13 protein-coding genes and 2 tRNA genes are annotated in these 15,220 nt (G+C 68.6%); 9 read left to right on the top strand and 6 right to left on the bottom strand.

The window, feature by feature from the left end; all coding sequences use genetic code 11:
* The first annotated feature begins 119 nt into the window (after nucleotides 1-119).
* Both CQZ88_RS20610 and CQZ88_RS20605 read left to right on the top strand, forming a co-directional pair.
* The gene (locus CQZ88_RS20610; protein WP_232334079.1) at nucleotides 120-1,511 is read left to right on the top strand and encodes a wax ester/triacylglycerol synthase family O-acyltransferase; all 1,392 of its coding nucleotides are present in this window, start codon (nucleotides 120-122) and stop codon (nucleotides 1,509-1,511) included.
* Between the two features lie 60 nt (nucleotides 1,512-1,571).
* Complete coding sequence (locus CQZ88_RS20605) at nucleotides 1,572-1,940, top strand: carboxymuconolactone decarboxylase family protein (protein ID WP_029543093.1); 369 nt, start codon at nucleotides 1,572-1,574, stop codon at nucleotides 1,938-1,940.
* A gap of 8 nt (nucleotides 1,941-1,948) precedes the next feature.
* Here CQZ88_RS20605 and CQZ88_RS20600 read toward each other — a convergent pair.
* A tRNA-Gly gene (locus CQZ88_RS20600) sits at nucleotides 1,949-2,022 on the bottom strand.
* Nucleotides 2,023-2,160: 138 nt separating this feature from the next.
* On the opposite strand from CQZ88_RS20600, the gene CQZ88_RS20595 reads away from it, so the two are divergent.
* The 5 genes from CQZ88_RS20595 (at nucleotide 2,161) to clpX (ending at nucleotide 6,719) form a co-directional block, all read left to right on the top strand.
* Nucleotides 2,161-2,237: transfer RNA gene (locus CQZ88_RS20595), tRNA-Pro, on the top strand.
* A 79-nt stretch (nucleotides 2,238-2,316) separates the two neighbouring features.
* The gene (tig, locus tag CQZ88_RS20590) at nucleotides 2,317-3,693 is read left to right on the top strand and encodes a trigger factor (RefSeq protein WP_065923492.1); all 1,377 of its coding nucleotides are present in this window, start codon (nucleotides 2,317-2,319) and stop codon (nucleotides 3,691-3,693) included.
* Between the two features lie 181 nt (nucleotides 3,694-3,874).
* Nucleotides 3,875-4,501: an ATP-dependent Clp protease proteolytic subunit gene (locus tag CQZ88_RS20585; RefSeq protein WP_003938127.1), complete on the top strand. Its 627-nt coding sequence runs from the start codon at nucleotides 3,875-3,877 to the stop codon at nucleotides 4,499-4,501.
* A gap of 49 nt (nucleotides 4,502-4,550) precedes the next feature.
* Complete coding sequence (locus CQZ88_RS20580) at nucleotides 4,551-5,213, top strand: ATP-dependent Clp protease proteolytic subunit (protein WP_006937299.1); 663 nt, start codon at nucleotides 4,551-4,553, stop codon at nucleotides 5,211-5,213.
* 228 nt (nucleotides 5,214-5,441) lie between these two features.
* Nucleotides 5,442-6,719, top strand: coding sequence for an ATP-dependent Clp protease ATP-binding subunit ClpX (gene clpX / locus CQZ88_RS20575; protein WP_003938129.1), 1,278 nt, complete (start codon nucleotides 5,442-5,444; stop codon nucleotides 6,717-6,719).
* Nucleotides 6,720-6,936: 217 nt separating this feature from the next.
* On the opposite strand, the gene CQZ88_RS20570 is transcribed toward clpX, so the two are convergent.
* Nucleotides 6,937-8,280 carry an MFS transporter gene (locus CQZ88_RS20570; RefSeq protein ID WP_029543097.1) on the bottom strand — a complete coding sequence of 448 codons (1,344 nt, stop codon included), beginning with the start codon at nucleotides 8,278-8,280 and terminating at the stop codon, nucleotides 6,937-6,939.
* Between the two features lie 166 nt (nucleotides 8,281-8,446).
* Nucleotides 8,447-9,097, bottom strand: a complete 651-nt coding sequence (locus tag CQZ88_RS20565; RefSeq protein ID WP_029543099.1) for a TetR family transcriptional regulator — start codon at nucleotides 9,095-9,097, stop codon at nucleotides 8,447-8,449.
* A gap of 102 nt (nucleotides 9,098-9,199) precedes the next feature.
* On the opposite strand from CQZ88_RS20565, the gene CQZ88_RS20560 reads away from it, so the two are divergent.
* Nucleotides 9,200-10,072 carry a shikimate dehydrogenase gene (locus CQZ88_RS20560; RefSeq protein ID WP_043796574.1) on the top strand — a complete coding sequence of 291 codons (873 nt, stop codon included), beginning with the start codon at nucleotides 9,200-9,202 and terminating at the stop codon, nucleotides 10,070-10,072.
* A gap of 55 nt (nucleotides 10,073-10,127) precedes the next feature.
* On the opposite strand, the gene CQZ88_RS20555 is transcribed toward CQZ88_RS20560, so the two are convergent.
* Nucleotides 10,128-10,796 (bottom strand): TetR/AcrR family transcriptional regulator, encoded by a 669-nt coding sequence (locus CQZ88_RS20555; protein ID WP_029543103.1) that lies wholly within the window; start codon nucleotides 10,794-10,796, stop codon nucleotides 10,128-10,130.
* A 62-nt stretch (nucleotides 10,797-10,858) separates the two neighbouring features.
* On the opposite strand from CQZ88_RS20555, the gene CQZ88_RS20550 reads away from it, so the two are divergent.
* Nucleotides 10,859-12,037, top strand: coding sequence for a S9 family peptidase (locus tag CQZ88_RS20550; protein WP_102800220.1), 1,179 nt, complete (start codon nucleotides 10,859-10,861; stop codon nucleotides 12,035-12,037).
* A gap of 19 nt (nucleotides 12,038-12,056) precedes the next feature.
* On the opposite strand, the gene fdhD is transcribed toward CQZ88_RS20550, so the two are convergent.
* Together fdhD and CQZ88_RS20540 are read right to left on the bottom strand one after the other, a co-directional pair.
* On the bottom strand, nucleotides 12,057-12,869 hold the full coding sequence (fdhD, locus tag CQZ88_RS20545) for a formate dehydrogenase accessory sulfurtransferase FdhD (protein WP_006937291.1): 813 nt from the start codon (nucleotides 12,867-12,869) through the stop codon (nucleotides 12,057-12,059).
* Nucleotides 12,869-15,178, bottom strand: coding sequence for an FdhF/YdeP family oxidoreductase (locus tag CQZ88_RS20540; protein ID WP_102800219.1), 2,310 nt, complete (start codon nucleotides 15,176-15,178; stop codon nucleotides 12,869-12,871). The genes fdhD and CQZ88_RS20540 overlap by 1 nt, the downstream gene beginning before the upstream one ends.
* Nucleotides 15,179-15,220: the final 42 nt, after the last annotated feature.

The following is a 15,220-nucleotide window of genomic DNA, read 5'->3' as shown; positions in this document are numbered from 1 at the left end:
CCCCGCCCTGCTCGAGCAGGGCGGGGTGTTCGCGTAGCAGGCCGAGGGCCAATTACCCTTCCGCGGTCGGCCGACCGGTGAAAAACTCGTAAACGCCCACTCGAGAAGGGACGGCCACGGTGAACAGAGCGATGGGGCCGGTGGACACCATCTGGCTCAACATGGACCGACCCGAGAACCTCATGATCATCGACTCGCTGATGTTCTTCGAGGGCCCCGTCGACTGGTCGCGCGTGGTGTCCCTCGTGCAGCGACGATTCGTCGACACCTACCCGTCGTTCCGGCAGCGGCCGGTGCAACCGCGCACGCATGTCGGGTCGCCGCATTGGGAGGACGACCCGGAGTTCGACCTCGACGACCACCTGATCCGGACGACCCTGCCCCGCAGCGACGACGCGACGCTGCAGCGGTACATCGAACGGCGGATGCCGGTGCCGTTCGATCGTCGCCGCCCGCTGTGGGAGATGCACCTCATCGACGGATACCGGCACGGAGCCGTGATCTACACCCGGCTCCACCACTGCATCGGTGACGGCATCGCCCTCAACCAGGTGATGCTCTCGATGACGGGGGAGACCCCGGACAGCGACCTCGACGACGCCCCGACCGCCGTGCCCGAGCACCATGCCGGTCTCCTCGAGGGGGCCGCCAAGTTCGCGGGGGCCGCGGTGTCGAACACCGCCAGTGCGGCGTCCGGCGCTGCGCACATGCTGCTCGACCTGCCCAAGCTGCTCGATCCGCATGTCCTCGGCGACGCCTTCACCCAGGCCGAACGCACCGGCGAGATCGCGAACAAGCTCGTGCTCGGCCCCAAACCGCACACTCCGCTCAGTGGCGAACCAGGAACGGCCAAACGGGCGGTGTGGTGTGAGCCCTTTCCGCTCGACGACATCAAGCACATCGGTCACCGGACCGGCACCACCGTCAACGACGTGCTCATGGGAGCCGTCGCCGGGGCGCTCGCGACGTACATCCGCGAGCACGGCGGCAAGCCGCAGGACGTGCCCACGATGGTGCCGGTCAACGTTCGCCCCCTCGACAAGCCCCTGCCGAAGGAACTCGGGAATCAGTTCGCTCTGGTGCTCTTCAAGTACCCGTCGGCACTGGAGACCCCGCTCGAACGCATCGTCGAGACCCACCGGCGGATGGAGGTCATCAAGCACTCTCCCGAGGTGACGCTCACGTTCGGCCTGATCAAGGCGATCGGACGGACCGGTCCGGAGCTGGAACGGTTCTTCGTGGACTTCTTCTCCGGCAAGGCGATCGGGGTGACCACCAATGTTCCCGGTCCCACGAGCGACCGGTACATGGCGGGGGCGAAGATCCGCGGTGTGCTCGCCTGGGTGCCGGGCGCCGGCGATCAGACCCTCGGCGTCTCGATCTTCAGCTACAGCGGCAAGGTCCGGGTGGGGTTCAAGGCGGACGCGGACCGGGTGCCCGATCCCGAGAATCTCGTCCGCGCCTTCACCGAGGAGATCGACGGGCTGCTCCGCCTCTCGCACGCCGTGTGACGGCGACGTGAATCCGCCGATTCGGTGTCCGTTCCGGGTGAGGATGTCTACGGTCGGCTCATGAGCGAGCACGGGCACTACCAGGAAGTCCTGAACGCACTGAATCCGCAGCACCGGGCGCTGCGCGCGGCGATTCCCGAGGTGTATCAGGGTTTCAATGCCCTCAGCAAGGCCGCCTTCGCCCCCGGGGCCCTGGATACCAGGACCAAGGAACTGATCGCGCTCGCGATCGGCGTCGTCGACGAATGCGACGGCTGCATCGCCTCCCATGCGCGCAGCGCCGTCCGGGCCGGGGCGAGCAGGCAGGAGGCGGCCGAGGCGATCGGGGTCGCATTTCTGATGCAGGGCGGCCCGGCGACGATCTACGGGTCGCGGGCCTACACCGCGTTCTGCGAATTCGCCGACGCCGAGGAACAGCGGGACCGGTGACGGTCCGGTGGAGGGGATGACGGGAATCGAACCCGCGTAGCCAGTTTGGAAGACTGGGGCTCTACCATTGAGCTACATCCCCATGCATGCGATCGACCCGGGATCGCCGGGTCTGCCGCGTGCAGGAACAGACTGTACCGAACCTCGCTTTGGATTTCATAATCGGGGGGCCGTAGGATTCTCCCTCGGGTCCCCGGAAGGTTCCGGGTGCCGGTGTTGACGGGATGTGGCGCAGCTTGGTAGCGCATCCGCTTTGGGAGCGGAGGGTCGCAGGTTCAAATCCTGTCATCCCGACCAGGAAGAACCGGGTGGACGACCGAGCACCCGGTGACAGCTTGATCGAACGACCAACGAGCACGACAGAAGGAGCATGTCCGTGAAGAGCACCGTCGAGCAGCTCAGCCCGACGCGAGTCCGTATCAACGTTGAGGTGCCCTTCGAGGAGCTCCAGCCTGATTTCGACCGCGCGTTCAAGGCCCTCGCCAGCCAGATCCGCCTTCCCGGCTTCCGGCCCGGCAAGGCCCCGCGCAAGCTGCTCGAGGCCCGCGTCGGACGTGGCGCCGTGCTCGAGCAGGTCGTCAACGACGCCATCCCGGCCCGCTACAGCGAGGCCGTGACCGCCAACGAGGTCAAGGTCATCGGCCAGCCCGAGGTCGACATCACCAAGCTCGAGGACAACGTCGAGCTCGTCTTCACCGCCGAGGTCGACGTCCGGCCGGAGATCACCCTCCCCGACTTCTCCGCCATCGCGGTCACCGTCGATCCCGTCGAGGTCACCGACGAGGCGGTCGAGGAGCAGCTGCTGTCGCTGCGTCAGCGCTTCGGCACCCTCACCGGTGTCGAGCGGCCGGTGCAGGACGGCGACTTCGTGTCCATCGACCTGTCCGCCACCGTCGGCGGCGAGGAGGTCCCCGAGGCCTCCACCACCGGTCTGTCCCACGAGGTCGGTTCGGGCCAGCTCATCGACGGCCTCGACGAGGCGCTCGTCGGCCTGTCCGCGGGCGAGTCGAAGGAGTTCACCACCACGCTCGTCGCCGGTGAGCATGCCGGCGAGGAGGCCGTGGTCACCGTCACGGTGAACAGCGTCAAGGAGCGCGAGCTGCCCGCCGAGGACGACGAATTCGCGCAGCTCGCGAGCGAGTTCGACACCCTCGAGGAGCTCAAGGCCGACCTGCGCGAGCGGGTCTCCCGCGTCAAGAAGGTCGAGCAGGCCGGTCAGATCCGCGACAAGGTTCTCGACGCCCTGCTCGAGGCCGTGGAGGTGCCGCTGCCCGAGGCCGTCGTCCAGGCCGAGATCGACGGCGCCCTGCACGATGCCATCCACGCGCTCGACCACGACGAGACCAAGCTCAACCAGCTCCTCGAGGAGCAGGGCTCGAGCCGCGAGGAATTCGACAACGACACCCGCGAGTCGGCCGAGCGCGCCGTGAAGGTGCAGCTGCTGCTCGACGCGATCGCCGAGGCCGAGGGCACCACCGTCGAGCAGGAGGAGCTCACCGAGCGCATCTTCTTCCAGGCGCAGCGCTACGGCATCCCGCCGGAGCAGTTCATCCAGCAGATCGGCCAGGCGAACCAGCTCGGCGCCGTCTACGCGGACGTCCGGCGCGGCAAGGCCCTCGGCAACGTCGTGGACCGGGCCACGGTCACCGACACCAGTGGCGCCACGATCGACACCTCCGAGCTGTTCGGCACGAAGAGCGACGCCGAGTCCGAGGACGCCGAGGCTCCGGCCGGCGAGGGCGACTCCGAGTAGTAGAGCGAGACCCGTTGCCGCGCCGCGCGATTGCATGTGCGACGTCGCAACGGTTCTGCGCAGGGAACGCAGAGCGGAAATTTCCGCTTTGAGCGAAGTGGGGCGGCACCGGGCATCCGGTGCCGCCCCACTTCGTTACTGTCAGTGTCAGCAATCCACGATTGACGAGAAGGCAGGTACCGTGACTCCTCAGAATCCGGCGACATCCATCGGTCCCACGATGACCTCGGCCACCGCTGGGCTCAACCTCAGCGACTCGGTCTACGAGCGGCTGCTGCGCGAGCGGATCATCTTCCTCGGTACCCAGGTCGACGACGACATCGCGAACAAGCTCTGCGCGCAGATCCTGCTGCTGTCCGCGGAGGACCCGACGCGCGACATCTCCCTCTACATCAACTCCCCGGGTGGATCCGTCACCGCCGGTATGGCGATCTACGACACCATGAAGTTCGTCGAGTGCGACGTGGCGACCTTCGCGATGGGCCTGGCCGCCTCCATGGGGCAGTTCCTGCTCTCGGCCGGCACGCGGGGCAAGCGGTACGCCCTGCCGCACGCGCGGATCATGATGCACCAGCCGTCCGCCGGTATCGGCGGCACGGCCAGCGACATCGCGATCATGGCGGAACAGTTCGCGCACACCAAGCGGGAGATGGCGGAACTGATCGCCGAGCACACCGGCCAGACCGTCGAGCAGATCACGAAGGACTCGGACCGCGACCGCTGGTTCACCGCCAAGGAAGCACTCGAGTACGGCTTCGTCGACCATGTCGTCTCGCGGGCGCAGCAGGCCGGCGGCACCGGCAACTAGTTCCGAGCCCTCCGATCCGCTCTACGCCCCACGAATTCCTGGAGAAGCGATGACCAACCTGTTCGATCCGCGCCAGCTCGGCGGCCAAGCTCCGGCTTCCCCCGCGAGCCGCTACATCCTGCCCTCGTTCATCGAGCACTCGAGCTACGGGGTCAAGGAGTCCAACCCGTACAACAAGCTGTTCGAGGAACGCATCATCTTCCTCGGCGTGCAAGTGGACGACGCCTCGGCCAACGACGTCATGGCGCAGCTGCTGGTGCTCGAGTCGCTGGACCCGGACCGCGACATCACGATGTACATCAACTCGCCCGGCGGCTCGTTCACGTCGCTGATGGCGATCTACGACACCATGCAGTACGTGCGTGCCGACATCACGACCGTGTGCCTCGGCCAGGCCGCCTCGGCCGCGGCGGTGCTGCTCGCCGCCGGTACCCCCGGCAAGCGGCTCGCCCTGCCCAATGCGCGCGTGCTCATCCACCAGCCCGCCACCGGCGGCATCCAGGGCCAGGTGTCCGACCTCGAGATCCAGGCCGCGGAGATCGAGCGCATGCGCCGCCTGATGGAGACGACCCTGGCCAAGCACACCGGCAAGGACCCCGAGCAGATCCGGAAGGACACCGACCGCGACAAGATCCTCACCGCCGCGGAGGCCGTCGACTACGGTCTGATCGACAACGTGCTCGAGTACCGCAAGCTCTCGGCTCAGAAGTAACCGCCTCGGCCCGGCCCGGAGCGCGCCTCGCGCGCCTTCGCGGCCGGGCCGGTGTGCTCGAGCGGCATTACCGCCGCCCCGCACAAAATATGGCCCGAATCGCCCGGAACCGGTCGACCGCCGTCGCAGTCTCCGGGTACGGTCGTTCCAAGGGCCCGCTCCCCGGACCGGCGCTGTCGGCGGTCGCGGGATCGGTTGCACGCTTACGAGGAAGTAGGGACCTGACAGATGGCACGTATCGGTGACGGGGGCGACCTGTTGAAATGCTCTTTCTGCGGAAAGAGCCAGAAGCAGGTCAAGAAGCTCATTGCGGGCCCAGGGGTCTACATCTGCGACGAGTGCATCGACCTGTGCAACGAGATCATCGAGGAAGAACTGGCCGAGTCCAACGAGGTCAAGCTCGACGAGTTGCCCAAGCCGGCCGAGATCCGCGAGTTCCTCGACAACTACGTCATCGGGCAGGACTCCGCGAAGCGGACCCTGGCGGTGGCGGTCTACAACCACTACAAGCGGATCCAGGCGGGGGAGAAGGCCCGCGACACCCGGGGTGAGTCGGTCGAGCTGGCCAAGTCGAACATCCTGCTGCTCGGGCCCACCGGCTGCGGGAAGACGTACCTGGCGCAGACGCTGGCGAAGATGCTGAACGTGCCGTTCGCGATCGCCGACGCCACCGCCCTGACCGAGGCCGGGTACGTCGGTGAGGACGTCGAGAACATCCTCCTCAAGCTCATCCAGGCGGCCGACTACGACGTCAAGCGCGCCGAGACCGGGATCATCTACATCGACGAGGTCGACAAGATCGCCCGCAAGAGCGAGAACCCGTCGATCACCCGCGACGTGTCCGGTGAGGGCGTCCAGCAGGCGCTGCTGAAGATCCTCGAGGGCACCCAGGCGTCGGTGCCGCCGCAGGGCGGACGCAAGCATCCGCACCAGGAATTCATCCAGATCGACACCACCAACGTGCTGTTCATCGTCGCCGGTGCGTTCGCCGGGCTCGAGAGGATCGTCTCGGACCGGGTCGGCAAGCGCGGAATCGGCTTCGGCGCCGAGGTGAAGTCCAAGGCCGAGATCGACACCACCGACCACTTCGCCGAGGTCATGCCCGAGGATCTGATCAAGTTCGGTCTCATTCCCGAGTTCATCGGCCGCCTGCCGGTCGTCGCCTCGGTGACGAACCTGGACAAGGATTCGCTGGTGCAGATCCTGTCGGAGCCGAAGAACGCGCTCGTCAAGCAGTACGTCCGGCTCTTCGAGATGGACGGGGTGGAGCTCGAGTTCACCCAGGACGGGCTGGAAGCTGTCGCCGATCAGGCGATCCTGCGTGGTACCGGTGCCCGCGGCCTGCGCGCCATCATGGAAGAGGTCCTGCTGCCGGTGATGTACGACATCCCGAGCCGCGACGACGTCGCCAAGGTGGTCGTCACCGCCGAAACCGTCAACGACAACGTGCTGCCGACTATCGTGCCGCGCAAACCCGAACGGGAGCGTCGCGACAAGACCGCCTGATCCGACCGCGTGAAAGGCCCCGGCATCCGTGCCGGGGCCTTCGCCGTAGGTGGGGTGCTTCCGCCGGAGCCTGCGACGCCGCGGTGGCCGCGACGCCACAGTGCCCGCGACGCCGCGGTGGCCGCGACGCCACAGTGCCCGCGACGCCACAGTGGCCGAATGTCACATCACGTCACTCGAAGCGACGTGATGTGACATTCGGCCACGTAAGCGGAGGTCAGATGCGGTTGCCGAGTTCGCGCAGCGGGGTGCGGAAGGTTTCCTTCGCCGACAGGGCGGACACGGCGCACACCAGGCAGGCGCCGGACGTCAGGAGGGCGACGGGCAGCCAGTTCGTCGGATCGCCGCCCATGAGCGCGGTGCCGATGGCGGGGGCGAAGCCGGCGATGGCGAAGCCGAGCTGGGTGCCGATCGCCATGCCGGAGTAGCGGACCTTGGTGTTGAACATCTCGGCGTAGAACGCCGGCCAGATCGCGTTGGGCGCGGCGTAGAGCAGGCCCATCAGGGCGATGCCGGCGGCGAAGATCAGCGCGACGTTGCCCGTGGAGATGGCCTGGAAGTACACGAAGATGAACACCGCCGAGCCGAGGACGCCGGTGACGAAGACGGGCTTACGGCCGACGCGATCCGACAAGGCGGCGAGGGCGGGCTGGCTGAACAAGGCGACGGCGTTGGCGGCGATCGCGACCCCCAGCATCGTCGACTTGGCGATGCCCACCTCGGCGCTGGTCGCGAACGCCAGGCCGAACACGGAGAAGATGGTGCTCACCACGGCGACGAAGGCGCAGAAGATCACCCGGGTCAGGTTGGCCGGATGGGTGCGCAGCAGGTCGGCGACCGGCAGCTTGGCGACCTCGTGGGACTTCTTGGTCTCCGCGAACTCCTCGGGCTCCTCGAGCTTGAGCCGCATGACGTACGCGGCGGCCAGCACGAACAGGCTGCCCCAGAACGGTACGCGCCAGCCCCAGCTGTAGAGGATGTCGTCGGGCATGGCCGCGACGGGCAGGAACACCAGGCTGGCGAGGATGAAGCCGGCCTGGGTGCCGTTGAGCGTCCAGCTCGCGAAGAATGCTCGCCGGTTCTGCGGGGCGTGCTCGAGAGTCAGCGAGCTGGCGCCGGACTGCTCGCCGGCGGCGGAGATGCCCTGGAAGATTCGCATCAACACGAGCAGCGCGGGGGCGAGTACGCCGATCGACTCGGCGCTGGGGATCAGGCCGATGCCGAAGGTGGCGACGCCCATGAGGATGAGCGTGAACAGCATGACGTTCTTGCGTCCGACCCGGTCACCGAAGTGGCCGAGCACCACGGCGCCGAGCGGCCGCGCGACGTAGGCGACACCGAAGGTCGACAGGGACAGCAGCGCCGCGTGGCCGCTGTCGGGGAAGAACACGGTCGGGAAGATCAGGGCGGCGGCGGATGCGTAGATGTAGAAGTCGTAGTACTCGAGCATGCTGCCGAGGAAGGCCGACGACGCTGCGCGCTTGACCTTGGTGGTGTCGTGCGGGCGGGTTTCGGTCGTCATACCGGAATTCTCCGGCGTGTCGAGGGTGTGCGCGGTCATCGCGTCTCCTGTGCGGAAAAGGGGAGGGGATGTTCGAGATACGAACCCGGGTTCGTACTGCGTTGTCTCGAATGTAGGCGCCATCACACGGTGAACGCAAGATGTATGAACTAGATAGTTCATAAAATTTCGGAACGCGTCCCCGTGCGCATTCCCCCGAGGTCCCTCAGTCGGGCAGGGTCGTCAGGAACGCGACGAGGAGGTCGCCCAGCATCCTCCGATGCCTGGTCCGCAGCTCGTCCGCGGCGAGGTTCTGGTCGAACAGGGCCTGCCAGGTGTACCGGTTGGCGGTGCGGAAGACGCAGAAACTGCTGATCACCAGGTGGACGTCGAGGGCGTCGACGTCGTCGCGGAAGAGGCCGTCGGCCCGGCCGCGTTCGAGGATGCCGGTGAGCACGTCGACGGCGGGGGCGCCCAGGCCGGCGAGATGGGGAGACTGCCGGATGTGCTCGCCCCGGAGCATGTTCTCGTTGGCGACGATGCGGATGAAGTCGGGATGCTGGTCGTGGTGGTCGAACGTGGCCTCGGCCAGCACGCGGATGGCGTCGACGGGGCCGAGGTCTTCGAGGTCCAGCTCGCGCTCCTGGGCGCGGATCGTCCCGTAGGAACTCTCGAGGACGGCCCGGTAGAGGCCCTCCTTGTCGCCGAAGTAGTAATAGATCATCCGCTTGGTGGTCTGCGTGCGCTCGGCGATCTCGTCGACCCGGGCTCCTGACAGTCCCTTGTCCGCGAACTCCGCGGTGGCCACCTCGAGGATGTTCTCCCTGGTGAGGTCGCTGTTGCGGCGTCGTCGGCCGGTCGTCTGCTCGGGTGCCATGGCGCCACCCTATCGACCGGGGTCTTGTCTCCGTGCCGCCCGTGGCCGTACGCTATGGCTTGTAACTCACTAGTTCGTACATTGTGACGTGAAAGGCCCGCCATGACCGACTCGATTCTCTGCGGCCTCATCGGAACCGGCATCGGTGCCTCGCTGACACCCCCGATGCACGAGGAGGAGGGCGCGCGGCAGGGTCTGCGCTACGTCTACAAGATCATCGACCTCGACGAGCTGGGCCTCTCGGTCGCCGACCTGCCGCGGCTGCTGCGCACCGCGCGCGAGCTGGGCTTCCGGGGCCTGAACATCACCCATCCCTGCAAGCAGGCCGTCCTCGACCATCTCGACGACCTGTCGCCCGAGGCGAGCCGCCTCGGCGCCGTCAACACCGTGCTGTTCGACGGCGGGCGCGCGATCGGTCACAACACCGACTGGTCGGGCTTCGGCCGCAACTTCGACCGCGGACTCCCCGGCGTCGCGCTCGACGCGGTCGTCCAGCTCGGGGCCGGTGGGGCCGGGGCGGCGGTCGCGTACGCCGCGCTCACCCGCGGGGTGCGCGCGTTCACCGTCGTCGATCCCGACCTCGCGCGCGCCACCGCGCTGCGCGACACGCTCACCGTGCTGTTCCCGGACGTTGCCGTCTCGTCCGCGACGCCGGCCGAGCTGCCGCGGCTGCTGGCCGCCGCGGACGGCCTGATCCACGCGACGCCCGTCGGCATGGCCGCACATCCCGGAACGGCCTTCGACCCGGCACTGCTGCGCCCCGACCTGTGGGTCGCCGAGGTCGTCTACCGGCCCATCGAGACCGAACTCGTCCTGCGTGCCCGCGCACTCGGCGCCCCGACCCTCACCGGCGCGGGCATGGCCGTCTTCCAGGCCGTCGACGCATTCCGCATCTTCACCGGGGTGGAGCCCGACGCCGACCGCATGCTTGCCCACATGACGGCCCTGATCGAGGCGGAGCGGGTGCCGGCCTGATCTGTCCGTGGGGACGACGGCGCCGCCTCACCGCGGTCGGGACGACGGCGCCGTGTCACCGCGGTCGGGACGACGGCGCCGAATCACCGCCCGGCACGCGCAACATCGCGCAGGCGAGCTCGACGATCTCCGACTCGAAGGTGGACAGGTCGGTCGCGTCCCCGGCCTCGTGGGCGCGCTCCCACGAGGCGAACGAGCCGATGACGAAGCGCACCGTCAGCCCCACACGCCGACGGGCGTCGGCTTCGGGGAGGTCGAGACACTGCGCGATCGTCTCCAGGAGGGAGGCGAGGACGGTGAGCGACTCGTCGGACGGGTAGTAGTCGGCCTGGACGGCCCCCGGCTGGGGGACCGCCAGGAACACCAGGGGGGCGGTGGCGAGCCACTGCTCGTTGAAGCGAGCCCAGTAGCTGGGCCTTCCGCGGGCGATCTCGGTGACGAGCGGATGGACGTAGGCATAGACGAGCCGTTCGAGTGCCGGGGAGCCGTCGAGGTGGGCTGCGTCCGTCAGTGCCGCCCGCTGGGCGTTGACGTGCGGCGCGTGCCGGCTCCAGACCGCGTCGAGCAGTCCGTGCCACGAGCCGAAGTGATAGGCGATCGCCGAATTGTTGCGCTGACCGGCGGCTGTGACCACCTCGCGCGCCGAGACGCCGTGGATGCCGCGACGGGCGACGAGTTCCTCCGCGGCATCCAGCAGAGCGAGACGACCTGTTGACACTGCCATGCGTCCACTGTACTAAGAAGTTCGACTTTCCAATTAATAAGAACTTCTTAACGGAGGATTCCATGGGTCATCTCTCCTCCCGGAGCGTCCTCGTGGCGCTCGCGGTCACCTCGGTGCTGGCCGCCACGGCCTGCGCGGATTCCGAACCGGCCCCCGCTGCCGAGCGTTCCCCCGGCTCGCTGATCAGCACCCGGCCGCTGACGAGCGCGGCGGCGCTGCCCAGCGCGGCGCGCACGGAACTGATCACCTACCTCTCGGAGGACGCCACGGGACGCCCGATCCTCGTGTCGGGCACCGTCGCGATCCCGCGCGGCGACGCCCCCGGCGGAGGATGGCCGGTGATCAGCTGGGCGCACGGCACGACGGGTGTCGGAGATGCCTGCGCGCCCTCGGCCGACACGGTCGGCGGACCCGCCCACAGCTACCTCTCGCGGACCACCGCGATGCTCGATCGGTGGGTCGCCGACGGCTACGCCGTGGTCCAGACCGACTACGAGGGCCTCGGAACGCCGGGCGGACATCCCTACATGAACGGCGACAGCGCCGCGAACACGGTCGTCGACATCGTGCGTGCCGCACGCGAGGCCGAGCCCGGCATCGGAAACCGGTGGACGGTGATGGGGCACAGCCAGGGCGGGCATGCGGCCCTGTTCACCGCCGCCCAGGGCGCGGAGCGCGCCCCCGAACTGGAACTGCAGGGCGCGGTCGCGTTCGCGCCGGGAAGCCGGACGAGCGAGACCGCCGCCTACTTCGCAACCGGGGGCCCGGGGATCGCGCAGGCCCTGACCTTCCTGCCCGTCCTGTTGCTCGGCGCCGAGGCCGCCGACCCCGAGGTGTCCGCCGACGCGATGCTCACGGACGCGTCCCGTCCGCTGCTCGCGGCGGCGCGCACCGGGTGCATGGACGACGTGCGCAAGGTGGCCGCGACCGTTCCCGTGGACCAGGTGTTCGCGCCCGGTGCGGACGTCGGGCGCCTGACCGAGTACTTCGCCACGCAGGAACTCGAGCAGCTCGCCCTCTCGGTGCCGACCCTCGTCGTGCAGGGCACCGCGGATGTGCTCGTGGCCCGGCAGGTCACCGACGAGGTGACGAAGACCCTGTGCGGCAACGGTTCCCCCCTTGCCTACCGGGTCTACGACGGTGCCGACCACCGCGGCGTGCTCGAGGCCTCCCACGACGACGTGCGGGCCTTCGTCGACGGGGTCCGCTCGGGCGACGCGCCCGAACAGGCCTGCAGCTGAGCCGCTCCCGGGCCCCCGCTCATACGACGGATCCGGTGTAGACGTTCATCGAGTCGCCGCGGAGGAAACCGACCAGGGTCAGGCCGGACTCCGCGGCGAGATCGACCGCCAGCGACGAGGGGGCCGACACCGCTCCGAGCGCCGGGACGCCGGCCATCACGGCCTTCTGCACCAGCTCGAAGGAGGCCCGCCCGCTGACGACGAGGACGGTGTCCGGCAACGGGACCCGGTTCTCGGTCAGTGCCCAGCCGAGCACCTTGTCGACCGCGTTGTGCCGGCCCACGTCCTCCCGCAACGCCAGCAGGGTGCCGTCGGGGGTGAACAGCGCGGCGGCGTGCAACCCACCCGTGCTCTGGAAAACCTTCTGCCGCTGCCGCATTCGTGGTGGCATCGAGGCCAGCGCGCGGGCGGAGACCACGAAGCCGTCGGTCAGCGGGAACCGGGTGCGCCCGCGGATCCGGTCGAGGGACTCCTTCCCGCACACCCCGCACGCGGAGCTGGTGAGGAAGTTGCGGGCGCCCGCACCGTCGGGAACGGAGATCCCCGGCGCGAGGTGGACGTCGAGCACGTTGTAGGTGTTGGCGCCGCTGTCGTCGACGCCGTCGCAGTAGCGCACCACGGAGACGTCCTCGCGGCCGCCGATGATCCCCTCGGCGAGCAGGAATCCGTGGGCGAGTTCCACGTCGTGGCCCGGCGTGCGCATCGTGACCGTCAGGGCGCGGCCGTTGAGGCGGATCTCCAGCGGTTCCTCTACCGCGAGGCTGTCCGGTCGGCGTGCTTGCCCGTCCGCGGTGATCCGCAGGACGGGCCGGCGCGCGGTGACCCGCCCCATCAGTCGGCCCCGGCCCGCTCGAGTCGGACGACGATCGCCTTGGAGACCGGGGTGTTCGACTTCGTCGCGACGTGGTCGAGGGGGACCAGCGGATTGGTCTCCGGGTAGTAGGCGGCCGCGTTGCCGCGCGGGGTGCTGTACGCGACGATCCGGAAGTCGCGGACGCGACGCTCCTGCACCGCGCCGTCGGCGGGCCACTCGGACACGATGTCGACGAGGTCGCCGTCGGCGAATCCGAGTTCGGCGATGTCGTCCGTGTGGACGAACACGACCTTGCGGCCGTTCTTCACGCCGCGGTAGCGGTCGTCGAGCCCGTAGATGGTGGTGTTGTACTGATCGTGGCTGCGCAGCGTCTGCAGCACGAGCCGGCCCGGGGGAGTGGGCACCCACACCAGGTCGTTGACGCTGAAATTGGCCTTGCCGGTGTGCGTGCGGAATTCGCGGTTGTCGCGGGGCGGGTGCGGCAACTGGAACCCGTCGCGCCGGCGGACCTTGGTGTTGTAGTCCTCGCAGCCGGGCACGACCCGCCCGATCGAGTCGCGGATCAGGTCGTAGTTGCCCTCGAACGCCGACCAGCGGACCGGATGGTCGGGGCCGAACAGCTCGCGGGCGAGCCGGCAGACGATCGCGACCTCGCTGTGCAGCTGGTCGCCGACCGGCTGCAACCGGCCCCGTGACAGGTGCACCATGGACATCGAATCCTCCACGGAAACAAGCTGTTTGCCGCTCTCCTGGATGTCGAGGTCGGTGCGTCCGAGGGTGGGCAGGATCAGCGCTGTGCGCCCGTGCACGAGATGGCTGCGGTTGAGCTTGGTCGAGATCTGCACGGTCAGCTCGCAGCGGCGCAACGCCTCCTCGGTGGCGTGGGTGTCCGGGGTCGCGGCGACGAAGTTGCCGCCCATCGCCATGAAGAAGCTCGCCCGGCCGTCGCGCATCGCGCGGATCGCCTCGACGGTGTCGTACCCGTGCCTGCGCGGGCTCGTGATCCCGAACTCGAGGTCCAGCGCGGCGAGGAAGGACTCGGGCATCTTCTCCCAGATGCCCATCGTCCGGTCACCCTGCACGTTCGAATGCCCCCGCACCGGGCAGACCCCGGCCCCGGGCTTGCCGATCATCCCGCGCAGCAGCAGCAGGTTGACCGCCTCGGCGATGGTGGCGACGGCATGGGTGTGCTGAGTCAGGCCCATCGCCCAGCACGCCACGGTGCGTTGGGAGGTGGCCAGGTCCCGGGCGGTGGACCGCAGCTGCGCCTCGCTCAGCCCGGTGGCCTCGAGGACGGTGCCGAGGTCGACCGCGCGGACGTGCCGCTCGTAGTCGTCGAAGCCGGCGCAGTGGGCCTCGACGAAGGCCCGGTCGATCACGGTGCCGGGCGCGGCGTCCTCCGCCTCGAACAGCAGCCTGCCGAGCCCCTGGAACAGCGCCATGTCGCCACCGAGGCGGATCTGCAGGAACTCGTCGGCGATGTCCGTGCCGTGGCCGAGCACGCCGTCGACGCGCTGCGGGTCCTTGAACCGGAGCAGCCCCGCCTCGGGGAGCGGGTTGATCGCGATGATCTTGGCCCCGTTCTCCTTGGCCTTCACCAGGGTGGAGAGCATGCGCGGATGGTTGGTGCCCGGGTTCTGACCGGCGACGAGGATGAGGTCCGCGTGCTCGAGGTCCGGCACCGACACCGAGCCCTTGCCGATTCCGATGGTCTCGACGAGTGCGCTGCCGGAGGACTCATGGCACATGTTGGAGCAGTCCGGCATGTTGTTGGTGCCGTAGCTGCGGATCAGCAGCTGGTAGAGGAACGCGGCCTCGTTGCTGGTGCGGCCCGACGTGTAGAAGACGGCGTGGTCCGGGGTGGGGAGCGCACGCAGGTGGTCGGCGATCAGCCGGTACGCGTCGTCCCAGTCGACGGGGGTGTAGTGGGTCGCGCCGGGGCGGAGGACCATCGGATGGGTCAGGCGGCCCTGCTGCCCGAGCCAGTAGCCGGTCTTCTCCGACAGTTCCGCGACGGAGTGACGGGCGAAGAACTCGGGCGTGACCGTCCGCATGGTGGCTTCCTCGGCGACGGCCTTGGCGCCGTTCTCGCAGAACTCCGCGGGCTTGCGGTGGCCGGGCGTCTCGGGCCAGGCGCACCCCGGGCAGTCGAAACCGTGCCGCTGGTTGAGCCGCGGCAGCGTGGCCGCCGTGCGGGCCACGCCCATCTGCTCGTAGGCGCGTTTCAGCGACACCAGGACCGCCGGGACACCGGCGGCGTGGTCCTTGCGTCCGGTGACCTCGAGGTCGGATTCCACGATGTCGTGCAGCGGACCGTGTCGAGTCATGTGTCCATCCTCACCCGCGAGCGATGCGCATACCAGTTCGAA

It is taken from the genome of Rhodococcus sp. ENV425, assembly GCF_002887785.1.
Lineage (GTDB): Bacteria > Actinomycetota > Actinomycetes > Mycobacteriales > Mycobacteriaceae > Rhodococcus > Rhodococcus aetherivorans.
This window is presented reverse-complemented; position numbering and strand designations above follow the sequence as displayed.